This is a genomic window from Cobetia sp. LC6 (assembly GCF_030264805.1).
GTDB lineage: Bacteria > Pseudomonadota > Gammaproteobacteria > Pseudomonadales > Halomonadaceae > Cobetia.
This window is the reverse complement of sequence record NZ_JASSPL010000018.1, coordinates 1-18,866: the sequence shown is the minus strand read 5'-3', so window position 1 is coordinate 18,866 and position 18,866 is coordinate 1. Positions and strand designations below refer to the sequence as shown.

Below are 18,866 nucleotides of genomic sequence, written 5' to 3'. Positions count from 1 at the left end.
GAAAGAGGTGAAGGGGCTGCCGGGCGCTCGATGGTCACTGCCATTTGGGCGTTGGCCATGAGGGCGTTGGCAACCGGCCTCGCCGGACTCGCCGCTGGCTGAGGCACCACGTGAGAGTCATCTCTCATCACAGCGCTTCATACAAGCGTTTGAATACAGCCAGCTTGGGCCAGTGACGGGCAAAGATCAAGCCTGCTGACATTAGCGAAAGGTCGGGGGTCACAGCGCGTCTGTATACTGGACTGAGCTGACTGGCGCACGCTATCGACAGCCGATGTAGGCAAAGATCGACGCTACACCGCACAAGGCAGCCGCGTTACCCTGAACACTTTCCCAACCCGCAGGCTGACCGCGACACCTCCTCGCGCGCCAGCAGGCTTTCAAAGGCCTCATCGATATCATGCTTTCATGAGCAGCACTCTCACCGCCCTGTATCTACGCCTGACCGGCCTTGTCGAACGCACCAAGCGCTGGCACTGGCTATGGCCGCCCATCGGCTTCGCCGCCGGCATCTGCAGTTTCTTTCTCGTCAACCGTCAGCAATGGCTGGGCGGCCTGCTGGCGCTGGGCATGATGCTGGCCTGGTTGATCCTGATCGCCGAAGGCCTGTGGAGCCGCCTGCGCCGCCATCGCGGTCAGAATGCCCTGCCCCGCAAGCTGGCGACCTTCGTGGCCCAGCTGATCCAGCAGGAGACACTGTGTTTCACGCTGCCGTTCTTCCTGGCGACCACCGACTGGGCCAGCGGCCAGGCAGGCTTCACGCTGCTGCTGTGCGGCGCGACCCTGCTGTCGATTCTCGACCCCTTCTACTACCGGCTGGCCGAGCGTCATCGCTGGCTGTACTTCGGCTTCCACGCCCTGTGCGTGTTCGTCGTGGTGCTGGTCACCCTGCCCCTGCTGCTGGAACTGACCACGGGCGAGAGCCTGCTGGCCGCCTGTGCCGCCATGAGTCTGTTCGCGCTGCCCAGCGTCGCCAACCTGCGCATCGCGCGCGGTCTGGTCGGCGGTCTGGCGATGATCGGCATCAGCGTGATGCTCGGGGTGGGTGCCTGGGGGGCACGTGCCTGGATTCCGCCTGCCACGCTGTGGATCAATGCCAGCAGCCTGTCGCCGGACTTCGATGCCGCGGCGCGCGCACCGCGCGGCGAGATGCAGCTGACACCTGCGCAACTCTCCGCCCGAGGCCTCTACGCCTACACGGCCATTCGCGCGCCGCGCGGTCTGTCGGAGAAGGTCTATCACGTCTGGCGTCATGATGGCGAAGTCGTCGATCGCATCGCCCTGAACATCAACGGCGGACGCAGCGAAGGCTACCGCGCCTGGACCCACAAGACGGCCTTCCCGCAGGGCAGCGAGGGCGAGTGGCGCATCGATGTCGAGACGATGAACGGACAGCGCATCGGCAGTCTGCGCTTCTTGGTCAGCGATGATCCGCAGCAGGCGACCCTGGCGGACAGCACCATCAGCCAGCCCCCCGGCATCCCCGGCTGGCGTATCACCAACCTGATTCCGGGTTTGTGACAGTCGCCACCACGAGTCACTCCGCAAGCGGGAACGCTGAGTTACTCGACCATGGACGTAAAATTCGTTCGCAGGCTTGTAATTATCCAGACTGCCTAGCATGCTGATGTGAAGGGCGGCGCAGATAAGGAATCAGTCTCATTCACTTTTGAGTGATGCTGGACGCGCGCCAATGACAAAAGCCCCTTCACCTTTGCACTCAGCGGACGACCTATCCATGCATGAAGATATCGGACTCAAGCTTTCCCGCCTGCCGCGCCTGTGGCGCGCCATTCTGGACCAGCGACTGTCCCCACTAGGCCTGACCCAGACTCGTTGGATGACGCTGGTACACCTGTGGCGCATGGGCGATGGTCAGCCCCAATGTGATCTGGCTCGCTCCATCGGTATCGAAGCCCCGTCGCTGGTTCGCACCCTGGACCAACTGACCGAACAGGGCCTGGTCGAGCGCCGTGCCTGTGAGGAAGACCGCCGCACCAAGCGCATCTTCCTGACCCGCAAGGCGCTGCCATTGATCGAGAAGATCGATGCCATCGCCGAGCAGACTCGCATCGAGATGCTCGAGGGCCTGAGCGAGGCGCAGGTCGATCAATTCTGCGAATGCCTGCGTGTCATGGAGCGCAATGGCCTGGAAATCTCCGAGAAGGTGCCGGAAAGCGCCTGACCCGACATGCCGACCGGAAATGGCCGGCCGTGCCAGCAGGACATGAACGCAAGCGGGATATGAAAAAGCCCCCATCGAGTCACTCGATGGGGGCTTTTTTCTACAGGCGGGAAGGCTGCCCGTGTCAGGCGTCCGGCATCTTCGGTTCGGTGCCCACCAGCGGACGACGCTTGTGCGAGATAGGCGCCTTGTCGATCAACAGCGCATGCAGGACCTCGAATTCGCGCCGCCAGTCGTGGCAGCTCTCCACATCCAGACTCTCGCCCCACCACAGCGTCAGACCGGAGAGTGACGACTCCAGCATCAAGGCGTCCTCCGGCAGCGTGCGCGTAAAGCGCAGCAGCGCCGCAGCGACGTCCGGGTCATCCGCCAGGCGACTCTCTTCGCGCCAGCGATAGCCCGGCACCGCCTCACGCAGAGCGTCACTGGCCCATTCATCCTGCACGAGGATGAAGGGCGTGACATCGCGTTCGGTCGGCCAGGGACGGCGATAGCCGACGATGCCCTTGGGCGCGTCAGAAAGAGGCGGCGCCTTGAGGTCCACCCGCATGCCATCGGCGATCACCGCCTTGCGGACCAGTGAAGTGCGCGTCTCGCGTTTGCTGGGGCGTAGCCAGGTCAGTGGCGACAGCATCGCCAGCACGACAAAAATGATGATCAGCGCAGTCGTCATCGTCTATCCAACGGTTGTCTATTCAAGGGTTTCATCAAGCAGGACATGGCGTAAAGGCGCAAGATAGGCTATGCAGCCCCGAGGGGTTGCGTATCACGCACTGTCATTACGTTGATGTAAGTCATTGTGTTCAAGGGGGCGGCAAGCCTAGCATGGAAGCAGGTGCACGACGCCACTCGAATGGCCAACCTCTGCGGGAGGACCTCAGGATGAGCAACGAATACAAGCATGTACTGGTCGCTGTCGACCTGACCAAGGATTCCCATCTGGTGCTGGAGCGGGCACTGCCGATCGCCAAGCGCAACGGCGCCAAGATTTCCATCATCCATACGCTGGAACCGCTGGGCTTTGCCTATGGCGGTGATATCCCGATGGACCTGACCAGCATCCAGGACCAGCTGGATTCCCACGCCCGTGAACGACTCAGCGAGATCGCCACGCCTCATGATATCGCCGCCGAAGACCAGTACGTGGTGGTCGGCATGCCGGATAGCGAGATTCATCGCTTCGCGGCCGAACACGACGTGGACCTGATCGTGGTCGGCTCGCATGGTCGCCATGGCTTTGCGCTGCTGCTGGGCTCCACCTCCACGGGTGTCCTGCACGGCGCCCAGTGCGACGTGCTGGCGGTGCGCGTCGGCGCGGATGACAGCGAGGAATGATGGCGACCGGCTAGACGACACCTCCTGCCAGACGACACCTCACGTCGACGACATGTGAGGGACGACAAGAGGGCTGCCCATGGGCAGCCCTCTTGTGTATTCAGCTGACGGACTTTCTGCACGGCACGGCCATCAAGCATCGTCACTCATGGCCGTAATCCATGACCGTAGTCCATGACCGTACGTGTGCATGACCGTCACTTGCGGCTTCAGCCTTCCTGCATGGCCTCAAGCTCCATCCAGCGTTCCATCGTCTCTTCCAGCACCTGCTGCTTGTGGCTGAGCTTCTCCAGCGTGTTCTTCACCACCTTGGCATCCCCGGTGTAGAACTCCGGCGCCGCGATCTCGGCTTCCAGTGTCGCGACCTCCGCCTCCAGCTTCTCGATGGTCGCCGGAATCAGATCCAGCTCGCGCTGGAGCTTGTAAGGCAGCTTGACCTTCTTGTTGGCCTGCTGCGCCTGGGCGGCCTCACGCTTGCGACGCTCGTCTTCTGCCTGGGCATCACGACGGTGCTTTTCCTCGCGCTCACGCTCGACTTCCCACGGCGCCGGCGGCAGATGCCCGCCCTGACGTATCCAGTCGCTGTAGCCCCCGATATACGGCTTGACGACCCCGTCGCCCTCGAAGGCGAGGATGTTGGTGACCACGTTGTCCATGAAGGCACGGTCGTGGGAAACCAGCAGCACGGTGCCGTCAAAGTCGAGCAACAGCTCCTCGAGCAGCTCCAGCGTCTCGACATCCAGGTCGTTGGTCGGCTCATCGAGCACCAGCACGTTGGCAGGCATGGTGAAAAGACGTGCCAGCAGCAGACGGTTGGACTCGCCCCCTGACAGGGAGCGTACCGGCTGACGCGCGCGGTCCGGCGTGAACAGGAAGTTCTGCAGGTAACTCATCACGTGCATGTCACGTCCGCCGACCGTGACACGGTCGCTGCCGCGCGCCACGTTGTCATAGACGGTGGCTTCCATGTCGAGGCCCTTGCGCAGCTGATCGAAGTAGGCGATCTGCAGCTTGGTGCCTTCGATACGCTTGCCTTCGCTGGCTTCCAGCTGACCGAGCAGGATGTGCAGCAGCGTGGTCTTGCCCGCACCGTTGCGTCCCAGCAGACCAACCTTGTCGCCACGCTGGATCTCGATACTCAGGTCACGGATGACCCACTGCTCCTGCGCCTCGTCGTAGCGATAGCTGACGTTTTCCAGCTCCACGACCCGCTTGCCGCTGCGCTCGGCGGAGTCGACGGCGATACGCGCACGGCCCTGCACTTCACGCCGCTGGCCACGCTCGGCACGCATCTTCTCCAGCGCACGTACACGGCCTTCATTGCGGGTACGACGCGCCTTGACCCCCTGGCGGATCCAGGTCTCTTCCTGGGCCAGTTTCTTGTCGAACTCGGAATTCTCCTTGGCCTCGACGTCCATCTCGTGCTGCTTCTGGGCCTGGTAGGCCGCGTAGTCGCCCGGATAACGACCGAGACGACCACGGTCCAGCTCCAGAATCTGGGTCGCGAGGCGTTTCAGGAAAGCCCTGTCGTGGGTGATGAACAGTACAGCGCCAGAGAAGGCCGCGACCTGCTCTTCCAGCCACGCAATGGTATCGAGATCCAGATGGTTGGTCGGCTCATCGAGCAGCAGCAGGTCCGGGTCGGACACCAGCGCACGCGCCAGCGCGACACGACGACGCCAGCCGCCGGACAGGTCTTCCATCATGGTGTCTTCCGGCAGACCCAGACGGGTCAGCACGGTATCGATACGCTGCTGGAACTGCCAGCCATCGACGCTTTCCAGCGCGACCTGCACGTGCTCGAGACGCTTGAGATCCGGCTCGGGATCGCTGATCAGATGATGGTACTCCGCCAGCAGCGCGCCCGCCTTCGGCAGGCCTTCAGCGACGATATCGAAGATGGTGCGTCCTTCGGCGGCCGGCAGGTCCTGCGAGAGCACGCCGATCTTGAGGCCCGGCGCCTTCCACAGCTCACCGGCATCTGCCTGGAATTCGCCGGTGATCAGCTTGAGCAGGGTCGACTTGCCGGTGCCGTTGCGGCCGACGAGCGCCAGACGCTCGCCGCGCTCGACGACAAGGTCCGCCCCGTTGAGCAGGACGTGATGGCCGTAGGCCAGCTGAAGATTTTCCAGTCGTAACAATGCCATGTGCAGCAGCAACTCGTGACGGGTCCACGGCCGGGAAGGCCACGGAGGAAGTGGGAGTCAGGCGGACAGGCCGCCGCCAGCGACGCGCGCCGGAGAATGCTGCCATTCTACCCGAGGCACAGCGTGCAGGCGATGGAAGACGCCGCAAGGGCTGAAAGACGCCGGCGCCTTGGGTAGAATGGCCGACCGCTTGAAATCACGTCACGTGCCCTGCGCTGCCAAGGTCCGCCTGTCATGCAGCGCTATCGAGTGCCAGACCGACAGGCTGTTGTCAGGCCTTGCGCTGTCACGTGTCTCCTCCCTCCTCGCGATCCCAAGGGTGTCCGATGTCCGCGCTTCCCCCGCATGCCGATCCTGCCTCCCTGCCCTACTATGATAGCGAGCGGCTGTCCGACGAGACGCTTGCCGCCTTGTGTGACGACCTTGAGCTCGGCGAGGCCGAAATCGCGGCCGCGCTGACGCTACTGGCACCGGAGCTGCGTTTCGCAAGCCCCTCTGCGCTGGTCGACATCGGCGTCAACCTGACGCATGAGAGCTACGCGCGCGATATCGAGGGTACCTTGCTGCGAGCACGCGCGGCGGGCGTCAGCCAGCAGATCCTGACCGGCACCAGCCTGGATGCCTCGCGTGAGGCCCAGGCACTGGCGGCACGCTATCGCGGCCTTTCTGCCACCGCCGGCGTGCATCCGCATGATGCCAGCCAGTGGAACGACGGCGTCGAACGCGGCATCCGGGAGCTACTGGCGCAGCCGGAGGTCGTCGCAGTGGGGGAATGTGGCCTCGACTTCAATCGCAACTTCTCGACGCCCGCCGAACAGGCCCGAGCGTTTGAAGCGCAGCTGACACTGGCCGCCGAGACAGGCCTGCCGCTGTTTCTGCATGAACGCGACGCCGGTCGCCAGATGCTCGAGATGCTCAAGCACTGGCGCGACGATATCAGTCACGCCGTCGTGCACTGCTTCACCGGGGAGCGCGAGACGCTCTACGGCTACCTGGATCTCGACCTGCACATCGGCCTGACCGGCTGGCTGTGTGATGAGCGCCGAGGCGAACACCTGCGCAGCCTGTGCCGCGAGATTCCCCTCGAACGCCTGATGCTGGAAACCGATTGTCCCTATCTGGTACCGCGCAATCTGCCCGCCAAGCTCAAGGGACGGCGTCATGAACCCTCGCTGCTGGTGTGGATCATGGCGGAGGTCGCGGCGCTGCGCGGTATCGACATGGAAGAACTCGCACAGGCCACCACCGCCACTGCCACCCGCTTCTTCCGCCTGTAATCGGCATACACGACTTTCCCTGCACGCTTCCCTGCTCTGGACATCACCATGCACGAATATGAACCCGAAACAGGGGACTTCCCCGCCTTCATCGCCGTCGAGACCGGCGAGGACTCCAGTCTGCCGCTGGCCATCGCCTGGGCGCTGCCCGATGGCCAGATGAAGCATGTGCTGATCCAGCCGGATGACGAATGGCTGGATGGCGAGATGCTGGAGCTGGGCGACTACAGCCTGGATGACCTGCGCAGCTTCGGCGTCAGCCCCCTTGATGTGCTCAAGGAGCTGGAGCAGGACTACTACCAGACCACGCTCTATACCACCGGCGTCATGGATGACGAGCAGGCACTGGCCCGCCTGTTCGACGCCTACAACATGGACCCGTTCGTCGAGTTCGCGCCGGCGGAAGGCCTCTACCCTGAACTTGCTCCGGGCGACTGGGCGCGAGAGCGCAACAACATGCTGTTCGAACAGGGCCTGCAGCCCTTCCGCCCAGACAACGAGGTGCTGGTGATGCTGGCCATCCATACCCGCCTGCGCGGTGATGGCGTGCGTGGCGAGCAAGACATCCAGGGCACTGGCCCGGATTACGAGATCGACTGGGAAGAAGACGTCTGATCAGTCGTTCTCGCCCCTGACACGCAAACGCCCCGACAACCGCAAGGTTGTCGGGGCGTTCCTGTTCAAGCCTTGGCCTCTACGGCGCGGCTCAGCCGTTGGAGCGGCCACCACCGTTGCCACCGCTGGAGCGGTTGCGACCACCGCGTGAGCGGCGGCGCGGACGCTCATCATTGCTCGGCGCACGGTTGCCGTTCACCTCCGGCTGCGGCGCGATGCGATTGCCATCGACTTCACGCTGCACCGGCGCACGGTTGCCGCGGTTGTCATCATCGACACGCGCGGTCTGCTGAGACTGGCCGCCAGTGCGTTGGCCTTCAGAGCGCTGGCCGCCAGTGCGCTGGCCGCCCGATCGCTGGCCGCCCGATCGCTGGCCGCCCGAGCGCGGGCCGCCATTGCCACGACCTTCAGCGGCAGGCTTGCCACCTGTGCGCTGACCGCCAGAGCGCTGGCCGCCAGAACGCTGGCCGCCAGAACGCTGGCCGCCACGCGGCTGACGCGGTTCACGTTCCGGCTCGACATCGACTTCCGGCACGAAACCTTCCACCTCGACCCGCTTGAGCTTGCCCTTGAGCAGACGCTCAATCCCGCCCAGTTCCTTGCGCTCATCGCTGGAAACCAGCGAGATGGCACGCCCGCTGGCACCGGCACGGCCGGTACGCCCGATACGGTGCACGTAGTCTTCCGGCACGTTGGGCAGTTCGTAGTTCACGACCTGCGGCAGCTGCTCGATATCCAGGCCACGCGCTGCAATATCCGTCGCGACCAGCACTCGCACTTCGCCGTTCTTGAAGCCGGCCAGCGCCTTGGTACGCGCATTCTGACTCTTGTTGCCATGAATCGCTGCAGCACTGATACCAGACTTCTCGAGCTTGGTCGCCAGTCGGTTGGCACCGTGCTTGGTACGGGTGAAGACCAGCACCTGGTGCCAGTTTTCCTTGATGATCAGGTGCTTGAGCAGCGAAGGCTTGTGGCTCTTCTCTACGGTGTGGATATGCTGCTCGACCTTCTCGGCCGTGGTATTGCGCGGGCTGGCTTCCACCGCCGCCGGGTCATTCAGCAGCTTGTTGGCCATGCCGCGAATCTCATCGGAGAAGGTCGCGGAGAACAGCAGCGTCTGACGCTTGGTCGGCAGCAGCTTGAGCAGACGGCGGATGTCGTGGATGAAGCCCATGTCCAGCATGCGGTCCGCTTCATCCAGCACCAGCGTCTCGAGATCGGAAAAGTCGATGGCCTTCTGGGAGTGCAGGTCCAGCAGGCGGCCCGGCGTGGCGGTCAGGATCTCGACGCCAGAGGACAGGCGGCTGATCTGCGGGTTGATCTTCACGCCACCGAATACCACGGCATTGCGCAGCTTCAGGTGACGTGAATAGGCGGTGACGTTCTCGTCGATCTGCGCGGCCAGCTCACGCGTAGGCGTGACGATCAGGGCCTTGATCTTGCGGGCACCCGCGGGAGCGCTCTGCGCGAGGCGCTCGACCAGCGGCAGGGCGAAACCGGCGGTCTTGCCGGTACCGGTGCGCGCGGCAGCCATCACATCGCGGCCTTCCAGCACGGCAGGAATCGCACCTGCCTGGACGGGAGACGGCGTGGAATAGCCCATCTCGGCGATCGCTTTCAGGACAGGAGCGGACAGCCCCAGGGAGGCAAACGCCGGGACGGAATTGGCAGTAGTCTCAGTCATCAATATCTCTTCGGCTGACCGGCCACGTGCTGGTCGATCATTAAGGAATGGCGCCTGGCCGGGCACGTGCCGGGAGAGGGAGCGAGGCGTATCAGGCGCAGAGAAAAAGGAGTCGGTCAGAGGGACCTCATCCGGCTGCTGCCAGTCGCTCGCGTCAGGCGATGGCCCAGTCTACCATCTTCCGCCGTCGCCTGCAGAAGCGCGCATCCGATGGGCTCAATGCCAGTGCAGCGGATAGCGGCGATGACGCGCCAGATTGTTGATCAACACCGCCAGCACCAGCATCGCCAAGCAGCCCAGCCCCACCGGCAACAGGGCGTACCAGTAGCCCAGCTCATGCAGCGGCTGACCGCCGATCACCGCGATCAGGGCGGTGGCGCCGCCCGGCGGGTGCAGGGTGTGCGTCAGCTGCATGACCAGCAGTGACACCGAGACCGCCATGGCCGCTGCCAGCCAGCCATCGCCCAGCCAGTGATAGCAGGCGACACCGACCAGTGCCGACAGCATGTTGCCGCCCAGCACATTGCGCGGCTGGGCCAGCGGGCTGTGCGGCGCGCCGTAGAGCAGCACCGAGGTCGCGCCGAAGGACCCCACCAGCAACAGCGAGCTGACTGCCAGATAGTGCGAGGACAACCAGCCGATCAGCGCCATGCCCAGAAAGGCTCCGAGCCATGACCACAGGGCATCGGCAACATGCGGCCTGCCCCGCTTCAGGGGGCCACCACGCATCTTGGCTACGTAAGGCTTGAACATCGTGCGAACCATCTCCGGCATTGTCCTGTCAGTGTCGAGCGCTGCACCCTAGGCGATCTCCACATGAGGAACAACTCCCGTTTGGCAATAAGCTGATACCAATGCTGTCGTCGTCATGACTCGCTGCGCGAGGCCACGATGGTGCGCGAGATCACGATCACCGGCAGGATACCGACCACCACGATCACCAGCGCCGGCAGCGCCGCCTGCTCGAGCATTTCATCCGAGGCGTACTGATAGACGTGGGTGGCGAGCGTGTCGAAGTTGAAGGGTCGCAGCATCAAGGTGGCCGGCAGCTCCTTCATCGCATCAACGAAGACCACCAGCGCCGCGGTCAGCAGACCGGGGCGGATCAAGGGCAGGTGCACCCGGCGTAGTGTCGAGAGGGTGTTCTCGCCCAGCGAGCGCGCCGCCATGTCCATCGAAGGCGTGACCTTGTCGAGACTCGATTCGATGGAGCCCGCGGCGATGGCGAGGAAACGCACCACATAGGCGATGATGATCGCGCCCATCGTCCCCGTCAGCAGCAGACCGCTGGAGAACCCGAAGTTGGCGCGCAGGAAGCTGTCCAGCGCATTGTCGAACCCGGACAGCGGCACCAGCACGCCCAGCCCCAGCACGGCGCCCGGCATGGCATAACCGAGACTCGAGAGCTTGAGCGCCTGCTGTACGCTGGCGGTGCGATCCAGCCGCTTGGCGTAGGCCAGCAGCACCCCGATGATCAGCGTCAACACGGCAGCACTGACCGACAGCATCAGACTATTGAGCGCGTAACCGGCAAAGTCCGGCGTCCACGACTCCTCAAAATAGCGAATGGCATGCCGCGTCAACAGGCCCACCGGCAACAGGAAACCGAACAGCAACGGCAGCAGGCAGGCCAGTGTCGCCAGTCCGGCGCGCCAGCCATGCAATGTCGGGCGACGATAGCGACGATAGCGATCGCCCTTGCCGAACTGACGCTGCCGACGCCGGGCATGTCGCTCCAGCCAGATCAGCGTGACCACGAAGATCATCAGACACAGCGCGATCTGGGCCGCGCCGCGCAGGCTGCCCATGTTGAGCCACACATTGAAGATGCCGGCAGTCAGCGAACGCACCGCGAAGTAATCGACGGTGCCGAAGTCATTGAGCGCCTCCATCATCGCCAGCGCCAGACCGACGGCGATCGCCGGGCGTGCACTGGGCAGTGCCACGCGCCAGAAGCTCTGCCAGCCATTGCAGCCCAGGGTGCGGCTGGCATCGCGCAGTGACGGTGATTGATCGAGAAACGCCGAGCGCGCCAGCATGAAGACATACGGAAACAGCACCAGCGACAGCATCAGGATGGCACCGCCCAGACTGCGTATCTCGGGGAAGTAGTAATCCTGCGGCGAGTCCCAGCCGAACAGCGCACGCAGCGCGCCCTGGAAGGGCCCGGCATACTCGAAGACATCGGTGTAGATGTAGGCGATGACATTGGCAGGAATCGCGAACGGCAGCAGCAACGACCACTCGAAGGTGCGCCGCAGTGGGAACTGATACATGGTGGTCAGCCACGCCGAGACCACGCCCATGCTGCCGCTGAGGACCGCCACGCCGGCCACCAGCGCCAGACTCGTCATGACATAGTCAGGCAACACGGTGGAGACGAGGTGCGGCCAGATGCCGTCACCGGCCTGGTCACTGCCATCATCGCCGAACAACGCCAGCCAGATGACGGCCAGCACCGGCATCACCACCAGCGCGGCGACCCCCCAGGCCGTCGCGAACCACCCCATGTGCGTGCCCAGACGCCGCTGACGGCGTCTTATCGCCGCATCTTCGTCGAATGACGTGCCGTGAGTCGCGTGTTCCAGGGCGAGCTCCGTCGCGCTGGTTGCCGTGCAGGCTTCCTCTTCAAGGCTCGCACCTCGCTTTGCCAACAGCCGCTTGCCTTGCGTCATCTGTTCTTCCTCACTGACCTGCCAACTGCAATTGCGTCTATTTTACATTGTTCACTCAAACGAAGAGGGGCTGTCGCATCGCGACAGCCCCTCTTCGTTCATGACATCCCACCCGATGGCTCATGCCAGCGGTGAGTGCCGTTACTGGTTGAAGCCGACTTCATTGACCATCTGAGCAGCACGCTTGCGGTATTTGGCGACCTCGGTCAGCGAGAGGTCATCCTGCTTGAACTCGCCCCAGGACGTCAGCAGCTCCGAGCTTTCGGCAGCCGGGTTGGCCGGATACTCGAAATTGACCTCGGCATACATGTGCTGGGCGGTCTTCTCGGTCAAGAAGCGCATCAGCTTGAGCGCATTCTCTTCGTGCGGCGCATACTTGGTCATCGCCATGCCGGAGATGTTCATGTGCGTACCGACACCGTTCTGGTCCGGGAATTCGATGCGTGCCTTCTCGGCCCACGGACGCTGCTCGTCATTGTCGAGCATCTTGCCGTAGTAGTAGCTGTTGCCGATGGCCACGTCACAGACGTTGTCACGAATCGCCTTGATCTGATCGCGGTCCCCGCCCTGCGGCTTGCGCGCCAGGTTGTCCTTGAAGCCTTCCAGCCATTCGCGGGTCGCTTCCTCGCCGTTGTGGGCGATACGCGAGGCGATCAATGCCACGTTGTAGGGGTGATCACCGGCTCGTGAACAGACACGGCCCTTGAGGCTCGGATCCGCCAGGTCGTCATAGCTTGCGACCTGACCGGCCTCGAGGCGATCGACACTGGTGTAGAGCACGCGTGCACGGGTGGTGATACCGAACCACTGGTTGTCAGGGCCGTGATACTGCTCGGGCAGGTTGGCTTCGATGACGTCGTCATTGACGCTCTTGACCAGCTCTTCGTCGACCAATTCCTGCAGGCGACCGATATCCACCGTCAGCAGGACGTCAGCCGGCGTGTTGCGACCTTCACGCTTGAGACGCTCGGCCAGACCTTGCTTGGCGAATACCACGTTGACCTTGACGCCGGTCTCCTCGGTGAACTCCTTGAGAAACGGCTCGATCAGATAGGCCTGACGATAGGAGTAGACGTTCACCTCTTCCTGGGCTTGCGCCGGCATGGTCGTGACAGCCGTCACGCCGACCAGCGCACTCAACAACAGCTTGCGAGCGGAGGATGCAGAAATCATGGATACAGCAGTCATCGAATACCCCTGTTCAAGGTGTCCTGTCCTGACGAGGACTGCCATGGGCAGACCTGCAGGCCAGTAGAAGCGGAACCATTGTGTCAATGCGAATCATTCTAATCACAAAGCGCTGACGCCTGCAACGTGAGTGCAACGCTGATTTGCAGATAATGCAATCCCGCTTCAGGAGGCGGGTTCCGGGAGGCAAGCCCAGCCAGCGACGACACTGCTGCCTGCCATGCACAGGAAGGCTTCACTCCAGCCGGCCGTCCTCGCCCACTGCAGGCAACAGGGGCATGGCATGGGCGATGGCCTGCTCAAGCGGCATCCCCTGCTGCCAGACACCGGCGAGTGCATGGCGGAAGGCAGCGGCACGTGCGGGCAGGCCGCGCTGCTCGACATCGGAGGCACGCTGCATCACACGTTGCGTGAAGGCGTCTCGATCCACCTCCAGCTCAAGATTGTCGACGCTGACATGAAACGGCTTGCCCACCGCCCGGTGGAAAAGCAGCTCCAGCGCCTGGGGGGCAACCTCGACACTTTCGAAGGCGCGCTGCTGCTCGGCGTCGCGGCCATCCGGTGCATACCAGTAGCCGTAATCTTCCTCGAGCCGCCGTCTGGCGCCTGCGATGCACCAATGGCTGATCTCATGCAGTGCGCTGGAAAAGAAGCCACGTGCCAGATAGACACGGTGATAGCCAAGTTCTGATTCCGGGACTCGCCTGCCTTCTCCCTGCATGCCGGCCGGAAGATAGAGCGGCTCCTCGGGATCACAGCGCAGCAAGGTATTGAAGGTGCCACCGAACAGGCCGTCGAACAACGCCATCAAGGTGGCGAGGTCATGCGCACGACGAGGGCTCCCGCAGGCGGAATCAGAGGAATGGACAGCAGTTAGGGACTCATGGGACGACACGGCAATTCTCGGCAAGCGCTGGCAGTGTGGGAGCATTCGATGGCGGCAGGAAAACCTGCTCTGCCGGATGGCTCATTGTACGTGGCAAGCCTATAGCGCGTCATTTCAGCTGACAGTGTCACTCATAGCCGTGATAATTCATCAGCTTGCGTTCATGAAACCTGCTTATCTGCTAGGATGGCGCGCCAAGCAAGAATGATTCTCGATTACTAGCAGGAGCCTGCCGTGCCCCCCGCCGACCCATCCCCCTCCTCCATGCCTCAGACGGCCCCCGGTTCTCCGCCTCCGCCACTGATTCCCCGCGTCAGAGCGGAAACCTCACGCCTGGTCACTCTGGCGCTGCCGATATGTGGCGCGCAGCTGGCTCAGGCAGGCATGAGTGCCGTGGACGTACTGATGACGGGACGTTCCTCAGCCACGGACCTGGCAGCCGTGTCGGTGGGCTCCAGCCTGTGGGTGCCCCTGCTGCTGCTGATGGCGGGCACCCTGATGGGCCTGACACCGGTAGTCGCGCAATTGATGGGGGGCAATCGCAGCGGTGAGGTACGTGGCAACGTGCATCAATCGCTGTGGATCTCGCTGGTACTCGGCAGCCTGTCCGGGCTTGCGCTGTGGTATCTGGCCGCGCCGATCTTCACGCTGATGGAAGTGCCTGAGGCCGTGGCAGAGCAGGCGACTCTCTACCTGATGGCCATTGCCTGGGGCATGCCGGGCGCAGCCTTCTATCAGGTTCTGCGCGCCTACTCGGACGGTATGAACCATACCCGCCCGGCACTGATCATCAGTCTGATCGGCCTGATATCGAACGTCCCGCTCAATTACGTGCTGATCTACGGTTCTGCGGGCGTGGATGACCTGCTGGGAATCACCCTGCCGGGACTGCTGGGCGACATTCCGGCCATGGGCGCCGCCGGCTGCGGTATCGCCACCGGCCTTGCGATGTGGATCATGTGCCTGAGCATGTTCGCCTACACGCGTTACAGCAGCGCGTATCACGCCGTGGCGTTGTGGTGCCAGCCCAGCGCCCCCCATTTCAAGCAGATGGGCGAACTGCTCAAGGTCGGCCTGCCGATCGGTATCGCGATCTTCTTCGAGGTCACGCTGTTCACGGTCATCGCCCTGTTCGTGGCCAGCTTCGGCGAGATCAAGGTTGCGGCCCACCAGGTCGCGCTCAACTTCACCTCGCTGCTGTTCATGCTGCCGCTGTCGATGGCGATGGCCCTGACCGTGCGCGTCGGCCACACCATCGGCCGTGGTGACATGCGTGAAGCACGTTTTGTGGCCTGGAATGGCGTGGCCTTCTCGTTGGTAGTGGCGCTGGTGAATGACATCGTGATCTGGGTACTGGCCGAGCCGGCCGTGGCGCTCTACACCAGCAACCTCAAGGTCCAGGCCCTGGCCATGTCGCTGATCACCCTGGCGATGCTCTATCAGGTCTCGGACTCTCTGCAGGTCGCCATGGCAGGCGCACTGCGCGGTTTCAAGGACACGCGCATCATCATGCTGATCACCATGTTCGCCTACTGGGTGGTCGGGCTGGGAGGCGGACACCTGCTGGGTGTCGGCAGTGAGGCCTTCCCGATCTCGCCCTGGCCCATCGAACAGATGGGCGTCTATGGCTACTGGATCGGCATGGTGGCAGGCCTGACCGTGGCAGCGCTGCTGCTGGGCTGGCGCCTGTGGATCATCGCGCGCCGTGGCGTACGTGACGAGGTATTGGCGAGTCAGTGACGCCTGGCAAATAACGTGCGCATCTCAGCCAGGAGACTGGTCTGACAGCCACCTGAAACGCCTTGATGAGAAAGCCCCGCGACACCCGACAAGGTGACGCGGGGCTTTTGCGTTTAAACACGACAAAGCCGATAGACGGTCATTTCGTCCAAGGAGGGGTTACCGTCAAGGCGCTGGCTGTGCTAATGGTTATTCAAGGCAGTGCTCTCTCGCTGACGACACACATGGCAGAAGCGAGAGAACGCACCAGCACACGCCGAGGACGATCGACAAGCTGCTGAGGAGGGTTCGTCATGGGCGTACCAGTTTCTTCCCCCCGCTCCGCCAAGGTCATCGACCTGAGTGTCATGCGTGACAGGATGCGTGCACGACGTCGTATTCTCCGGCTGGCGCCGGAACACGACGGGTTGGAAATGCTCTATCAGCTCGACAGCGACCCGGACAGCTATTACAGCATTCCGGTACTGGCCTGGGGGCTACGCGAGGATGGTGAAGTCGTCGGCATGGTGCCGTGGATGGAGGGCCTGATGCCCTGCCACGAGCTGGAAGACCCGCAACAGGGGCATTTCGTCGGCTATCGCGACCCGGAAACCGACGAAGTCTTCATGCTGGCGCCTGACCACAAGGTGTTCGAGCTCGAACATGCCGCGGCCTATTACGACTATGAAGTCTCGGACAGGACGACACTGCTGCAGCAACTGCCGGACACGCTGGGTACCCATGCGCTGTGCATGACCAACGGCGAGTCACAGTGGCAGCTCAAGCAGGTCTTCGGTTGGCGTCTCTACAGCGATGGCAACATCGAGGCCTTGCTGGTCGATGAAACTCGCGTCACCCAGACACCGGTGCTGGCCGGCGACGACTGCCTGTACCCGGGGCGCAGTCGGCATGATGTGGTCTATTTCTTCCAGCGCGCCATCGCCAATCAGATTCGCGAGCAGGACCCGGCGACGCTGGAGGCTCTCGCGCTGATGATGACCGGCGAGAGCGACCAGGTCTGCGTCGAGGTCCATGACCGCGAAGCCTGAGGATCAGCCATGACCCACGACTCAGCGGTGCGGACAGGCCTCAACTGATGCGGATGTAATACAGGAACTGTTCCGGCGTCTCGTGGCTCAGTTCCAGGGTGTGGCCAAGAAAGGCGCAGAACTTGGGCACATCACGGGTGGTGGCAGGGTCGGTCGCCACCACCCGCAACAGGTCACCCGAGGCAAGCTCACGCACCTTGTTGTGCAGCATCATGATAGGCTCCGGGCAATACAGACCACTGGTTTCCAGCTCGGCATCGGCCTCGGGCAATGTGATATCGGTCATCGAAGACTCCTGACAATCCTGCCGCCCTGGCTGGCGGCACGTACAAAAAAGGGGAGACAGGCATGATCAAGGTTCTGATCGAACGGCATATCATGCCGGGACTGGAACAGGATTACGAACAGGCCTCGCGTGAAGTCGTACGCGAGGCTACGCATGTCCCGGGCTTCATCTCGGGCGAGAACCTGATGGAAACCGGCCGCGCGGGCCACCGCATCCTGATCACCTCATGGCGCGATGCGCGAGCGTGGCAGGAATGGTCGGTCAGCCCGGCCAGAAATCGCATGATGGCGCGCCTGGCGCCCATGCTATCCCAACCGGAGCGGATAATCCTGCTGGAGCATACCTGAACGCGCCTCTCCGGCGAGCGAAGGCAGCAGGCGCCCCCATCCCCATACAAGAACCCCACGGCCTGTACTGGCCGTGGGGTTCTTGTATGGGGCATGCCGCCCGTGCGTGCTGATCGAGCCTACAGCCAATCAGTGCGTGATACGCACGTGCACAGTAACCTCTTCACGGTCGTGATACAGATGACGACAGCGAATCTCGGCACCGACGTTGGAGCGCTCGAGACTGGCGGCCAGATAGTCGAGGCAGCGAGAGACTTCCTTCCAGCGCTGCTTCATCGGCAGCTTGAGATTGAAGACGGCCTCGTTGCACCAGCGCTTCTTCAGCCAGCGCTCGACCATCTCGGTCACACGAATCGGCTTGTCGACGATATCGCAGACCAGCCAATCCAGACGCAGCGGCGGCTCCCAGGTGAAACCATCTTCCTTGAGATGCTCGACCTGCCCTGTCGCCATCAGGTCCTTGTTCATCGGACCGTTGTCGATCGCGAACACGAACATGCCCTTCTCGACCAGCTGGAAGGTCCAGCCACCCGGGGCGGCACCAAGATCCGCTGCCTGCATGCCAGTGGCGATGCGACGCTCCCACTGATCGCGCGGCACGAATTCGTGCCACGCCTCTTCCAGCTTGAGCGTGGAACGGCTGGGCGCACGACTCGGCGAACGCAGGTGACGAATGCCATTGGCATATTCGCTGCGGTTACCCGGGAAGCTCATGCCCAGCTGGACTTCATCGCCATCCGTCCAGAAGACGTGCAACGCCCGACCACCGGCCTTGCGGCGCAGGGCGCCCCGCTTCTTGAGCGCGGACTCCAGCGGGCGACCGACGGCCTTGCCCAGCCCCGATAGCGCCTTGCCATCATTGGTATCCGGCATCTCGTGGCGGATCTCCTCGAAGCTCCAGCCGGCGTCGACCACCTGCTGCAGAATCGGCGAGACACGATTCTCCCGCGACATGCCGACCAGTGGCTCCAGTGCCACCAGGGTCTGACGAGCGAAGACCAACGCCTGTAGCGGCATGTCACGATGCAGGGCGTTGGCGGGCTCATCACTCGTCACCACATAACGCACGAAGCCACTGTCGCGGGCCGCAATCGGATAACCCGGCGTGCCGATATACGCCGCTTTCTCGCTGACTTCTGCGGCCAGGTCGGCCTCGAAGCCAGGGCGGCAATACAGCAACAGTTCTTGAGGTTGCATCATCATCTCCAATACAGAAGGCTCGGGAGTCTAGCCTCTCGCCTCTGCCTTCTACAAGCGTGCATGTACGTGATGGGGCTGTGACAACGCTCAGGCCGTCATCATGGGCGCGACAGGCACCTCGCGAAGCGCGTACGCCTCTTGCCGTGCGCAATTTTTCTCACCACAAAGAGAACCGCCCCTGCAGCAAGGCTACAGGGGCGGTTCAGTATAAGTGCCTGACGATGACCTACTCTCACATGGAGAAACTCCACACTACCATCGGCGCTAAGCGGT

Annotated in this window: 17 protein-coding genes; 8 read left to right on the top strand and 9 right to left on the bottom strand. The window is 63.0% G+C overall.

Going from position 1 to position 18,866, the window contains the following annotated elements; translation table 11 throughout:
• Positions 1–408: 408 nt before the first annotated feature.
• Positions 409–1,521: a DUF5924 family protein gene (locus QQF40_RS16080; RefSeq protein ID WP_175090602.1), complete on the top strand. Its 1,113-nt coding sequence runs from the start codon at positions 409–411 to the stop codon at positions 1,519–1,521.
• Positions 1,522–1,738: 217 nt separating this feature from the next.
• On the top strand, positions 1,739–2,185 hold the full coding sequence (gene slyA, locus QQF40_RS16075; RefSeq protein WP_043335305.1) for a transcriptional regulator SlyA: 447 nt from the start codon (positions 1,739–1,741) through the stop codon (positions 2,183–2,185).
• Positions 2,186–2,309: 124 nt separating this feature from the next.
• On the opposite strand, the gene QQF40_RS16070 is transcribed toward slyA, so the two are convergent.
• The gene (locus tag QQF40_RS16070; protein ID WP_175090603.1) at positions 2,310–2,858 is read right to left on the bottom strand and encodes a preprotein translocase subunit YajC; all 549 of its coding nucleotides are present in this window, start codon (positions 2,856–2,858) and stop codon (positions 2,310–2,312) included.
• A 209-nt stretch (positions 2,859–3,067) separates the two neighbouring features.
• On the opposite strand from QQF40_RS16070, the gene QQF40_RS16065 reads away from it, so the two are divergent.
• Positions 3,068–3,520: a universal stress protein gene (locus tag QQF40_RS16065; protein ID WP_175090604.1), complete on the top strand. Its 453-nt coding sequence runs from the start codon at positions 3,068–3,070 to the stop codon at positions 3,518–3,520.
• A gap of 209 nt (positions 3,521–3,729) precedes the next feature.
• On the opposite strand, the gene QQF40_RS16060 is transcribed toward QQF40_RS16065, so the two are convergent.
• Positions 3,730–5,667, bottom strand: coding sequence for an ATP-binding cassette domain-containing protein (locus QQF40_RS16060; RefSeq protein ID WP_175090605.1), 1,938 nt, complete (start codon positions 5,665–5,667; stop codon positions 3,730–3,732).
• A 326-nt stretch (positions 5,668–5,993) separates the two neighbouring features.
• Between QQF40_RS16060 and QQF40_RS16055 the strand changes: the two genes are divergently transcribed.
• Both QQF40_RS16055 and QQF40_RS16050 read left to right on the top strand, forming a co-directional pair.
• Positions 5,994–6,944 (top strand): TatD family hydrolase, encoded by a 951-nt coding sequence (locus QQF40_RS16055; protein ID WP_175090606.1) that lies wholly within the window; start codon positions 5,994–5,996, stop codon positions 6,942–6,944.
• A 48-nt stretch (positions 6,945–6,992) separates the two neighbouring features.
• Entirely contained in the window at positions 6,993–7,559 is a 567-nt protein-coding gene (locus QQF40_RS16050; protein ID WP_240916687.1) for a hypothetical protein, read from the top strand.
• 91 nt (positions 7,560–7,650) lie between these two features.
• On the opposite strand, the gene QQF40_RS16045 is transcribed toward QQF40_RS16050, so the two are convergent.
• The 5 genes from QQF40_RS16045 to QQF40_RS16025 all read right to left on the bottom strand — a co-directional run bounded on the left by QQF40_RS16045 (position 7,651) and on the right by QQF40_RS16025 (position 13,914).
• Entirely contained in the window at positions 7,651–9,243 is a 1,593-nt protein-coding gene (locus QQF40_RS16045) for a DEAD/DEAH box helicase (RefSeq protein ID WP_285461925.1), read from the bottom strand.
• Between the two features lie 216 nt (positions 9,244–9,459).
• Positions 9,460–9,996, bottom strand: a complete 537-nt coding sequence (locus tag QQF40_RS16040) for an HPP family protein (protein ID WP_175090608.1) — start codon at positions 9,994–9,996, stop codon at positions 9,460–9,462.
• Between the two features lie 113 nt (positions 9,997–10,109).
• A complete protein-coding gene (locus tag QQF40_RS16035; RefSeq protein WP_285461924.1) occupies positions 10,110–11,918 on the bottom strand; it encodes an ABC transporter permease in 1,809 nt (602 codons plus the stop codon).
• Positions 11,919–12,059: 141 nt separating this feature from the next.
• Positions 12,060–13,106, bottom strand: coding sequence for a Fe(3+) ABC transporter substrate-binding protein (locus QQF40_RS16030; protein ID WP_254627208.1), 1,047 nt, complete (start codon positions 13,104–13,106; stop codon positions 12,060–12,062).
• 235 nt (positions 13,107–13,341) lie between these two features.
• A complete protein-coding gene (locus QQF40_RS16025) occupies positions 13,342–13,914 on the bottom strand; it encodes an elongation factor P hydroxylase (protein ID WP_285461923.1) in 573 nt (190 codons plus the stop codon).
• 342 nt (positions 13,915–14,256) lie between these two features.
• On the opposite strand from QQF40_RS16025, the gene QQF40_RS16020 reads away from it, so the two are divergent.
• A complete protein-coding gene (locus QQF40_RS16020; protein WP_285461942.1) occupies positions 14,257–15,732 on the top strand; it encodes an MATE family efflux transporter in 1,476 nt (491 codons plus the stop codon).
• Positions 15,733–16,025: 293 nt separating this feature from the next.
• Positions 16,026–16,760, top strand: coding sequence for a hypothetical protein (locus QQF40_RS16015; RefSeq protein WP_175090610.1), 735 nt, complete (start codon positions 16,026–16,028; stop codon positions 16,758–16,760).
• 40 nt (positions 16,761–16,800) lie between these two features.
• Here QQF40_RS16015 and tusA read toward each other — a convergent pair whose 3' ends face one another.
• The gene (gene tusA / locus QQF40_RS16010; protein WP_054555155.1) at positions 16,801–17,046 is read right to left on the bottom strand and encodes a sulfurtransferase TusA; all 246 of its coding nucleotides are present in this window, start codon (positions 17,044–17,046) and stop codon (positions 16,801–16,803) included.
• 62 nt (positions 17,047–17,108) lie between these two features.
• On the opposite strand from tusA, the gene QQF40_RS16005 reads away from it, so the two are divergent.
• A complete protein-coding gene (locus QQF40_RS16005; protein ID WP_175090611.1) occupies positions 17,109–17,393 on the top strand; it encodes an antibiotic biosynthesis monooxygenase family protein in 285 nt (94 codons plus the stop codon).
• Positions 17,394–17,522: 129 nt separating this feature from the next.
• Here the strand turns inward: QQF40_RS16005 and rlmM are convergent, their stop codons facing one another.
• A complete protein-coding gene (gene rlmM / locus QQF40_RS16000) occupies positions 17,523–18,596 on the bottom strand; it encodes a 23S rRNA (cytidine(2498)-2'-O)-methyltransferase RlmM (protein WP_175090612.1) in 1,074 nt (357 codons plus the stop codon).
• Positions 18,597–18,866: the final 270 nt, after the last annotated feature.

Excerpts from the sequence above, each read along its gene's own strand:
- QQF40_RS16080 (WP_175090602.1), top strand. The coding sequence starts at position 409 with ATGAGCAGCACTCTCACCGCCCTGTATCTACGCCTGACCGGCCTTGTC.
- slyA (WP_043335305.1), top strand. The coding sequence starts at position 1,739 with ATGCATGAAGATATCGGACTCAAGCTTTCCCGCCTGCCGCGCCTGTGG.
- QQF40_RS16070 (WP_175090603.1), bottom strand. The coding sequence starts at position 2,858 with ATGACGACTGCGCTGATCATCATTTTTGTCGTGCTGGCGATGCTGTCG.
- QQF40_RS16065 (WP_175090604.1), top strand. The coding sequence starts at position 3,068 with ATGAGCAACGAATACAAGCATGTACTGGTCGCTGTCGACCTGACCAAG.
- QQF40_RS16060 (WP_175090605.1), bottom strand. The coding sequence starts at position 5,667 with ATGGCATTGTTACGACTGGAAAATCTTCAGCTGGCCTACGGCCATCAC.
- QQF40_RS16055 (WP_175090606.1), top strand. The coding sequence starts at position 5,994 with ATGTCCGCGCTTCCCCCGCATGCCGATCCTGCCTCCCTGCCCTACTAT.
- QQF40_RS16050 (WP_240916687.1), top strand. The coding sequence starts at position 6,993 with ATGCACGAATATGAACCCGAAACAGGGGACTTCCCCGCCTTCATCGCC.
- QQF40_RS16045 (WP_285461925.1), bottom strand. The coding sequence starts at position 9,243 with ATGACTGAGACTACTGCCAATTCCGTCCCGGCGTTTGCCTCCCTGGGG.
- QQF40_RS16040 (WP_175090608.1), bottom strand. The coding sequence starts at position 9,996 with ATGTTCAAGCCTTACGTAGCCAAGATGCGTGGTGGCCCCCTGAAGCGG.
- QQF40_RS16035 (WP_285461924.1), bottom strand. The coding sequence starts at position 11,918 with ATGACGCAAGGCAAGCGGCTGTTGGCAAAGCGAGGTGCGAGCCTTGAA.
- QQF40_RS16030 (WP_254627208.1), bottom strand. The coding sequence starts at position 13,106 with ATGACTGCTGTATCCATGATTTCTGCATCCTCCGCTCGCAAGCTGTTG.
- QQF40_RS16025 (WP_285461923.1), bottom strand. The coding sequence starts at position 13,914 with ATGGCGTTGTTCGACGGCCTGTTCGGTGGCACCTTCAATACCTTGCTG.
- QQF40_RS16020 (WP_285461942.1), top strand. The coding sequence starts at position 14,257 with ATGCCTCAGACGGCCCCCGGTTCTCCGCCTCCGCCACTGATTCCCCGC.
- QQF40_RS16015 (WP_175090610.1), top strand. The coding sequence starts at position 16,026 with ATGGGCGTACCAGTTTCTTCCCCCCGCTCCGCCAAGGTCATCGACCTG.
- tusA (WP_054555155.1), bottom strand. The coding sequence starts at position 17,046 with ATGACCGATATCACATTGCCCGAGGCCGATGCCGAGCTGGAAACCAGT.
- QQF40_RS16005 (WP_175090611.1), top strand. The coding sequence starts at position 17,109 with ATGATCAAGGTTCTGATCGAACGGCATATCATGCCGGGACTGGAACAG.
- rlmM (WP_175090612.1), bottom strand. The coding sequence starts at position 18,596 with ATGATGATGCAACCTCAAGAACTGTTGCTGTATTGCCGCCCTGGCTTC.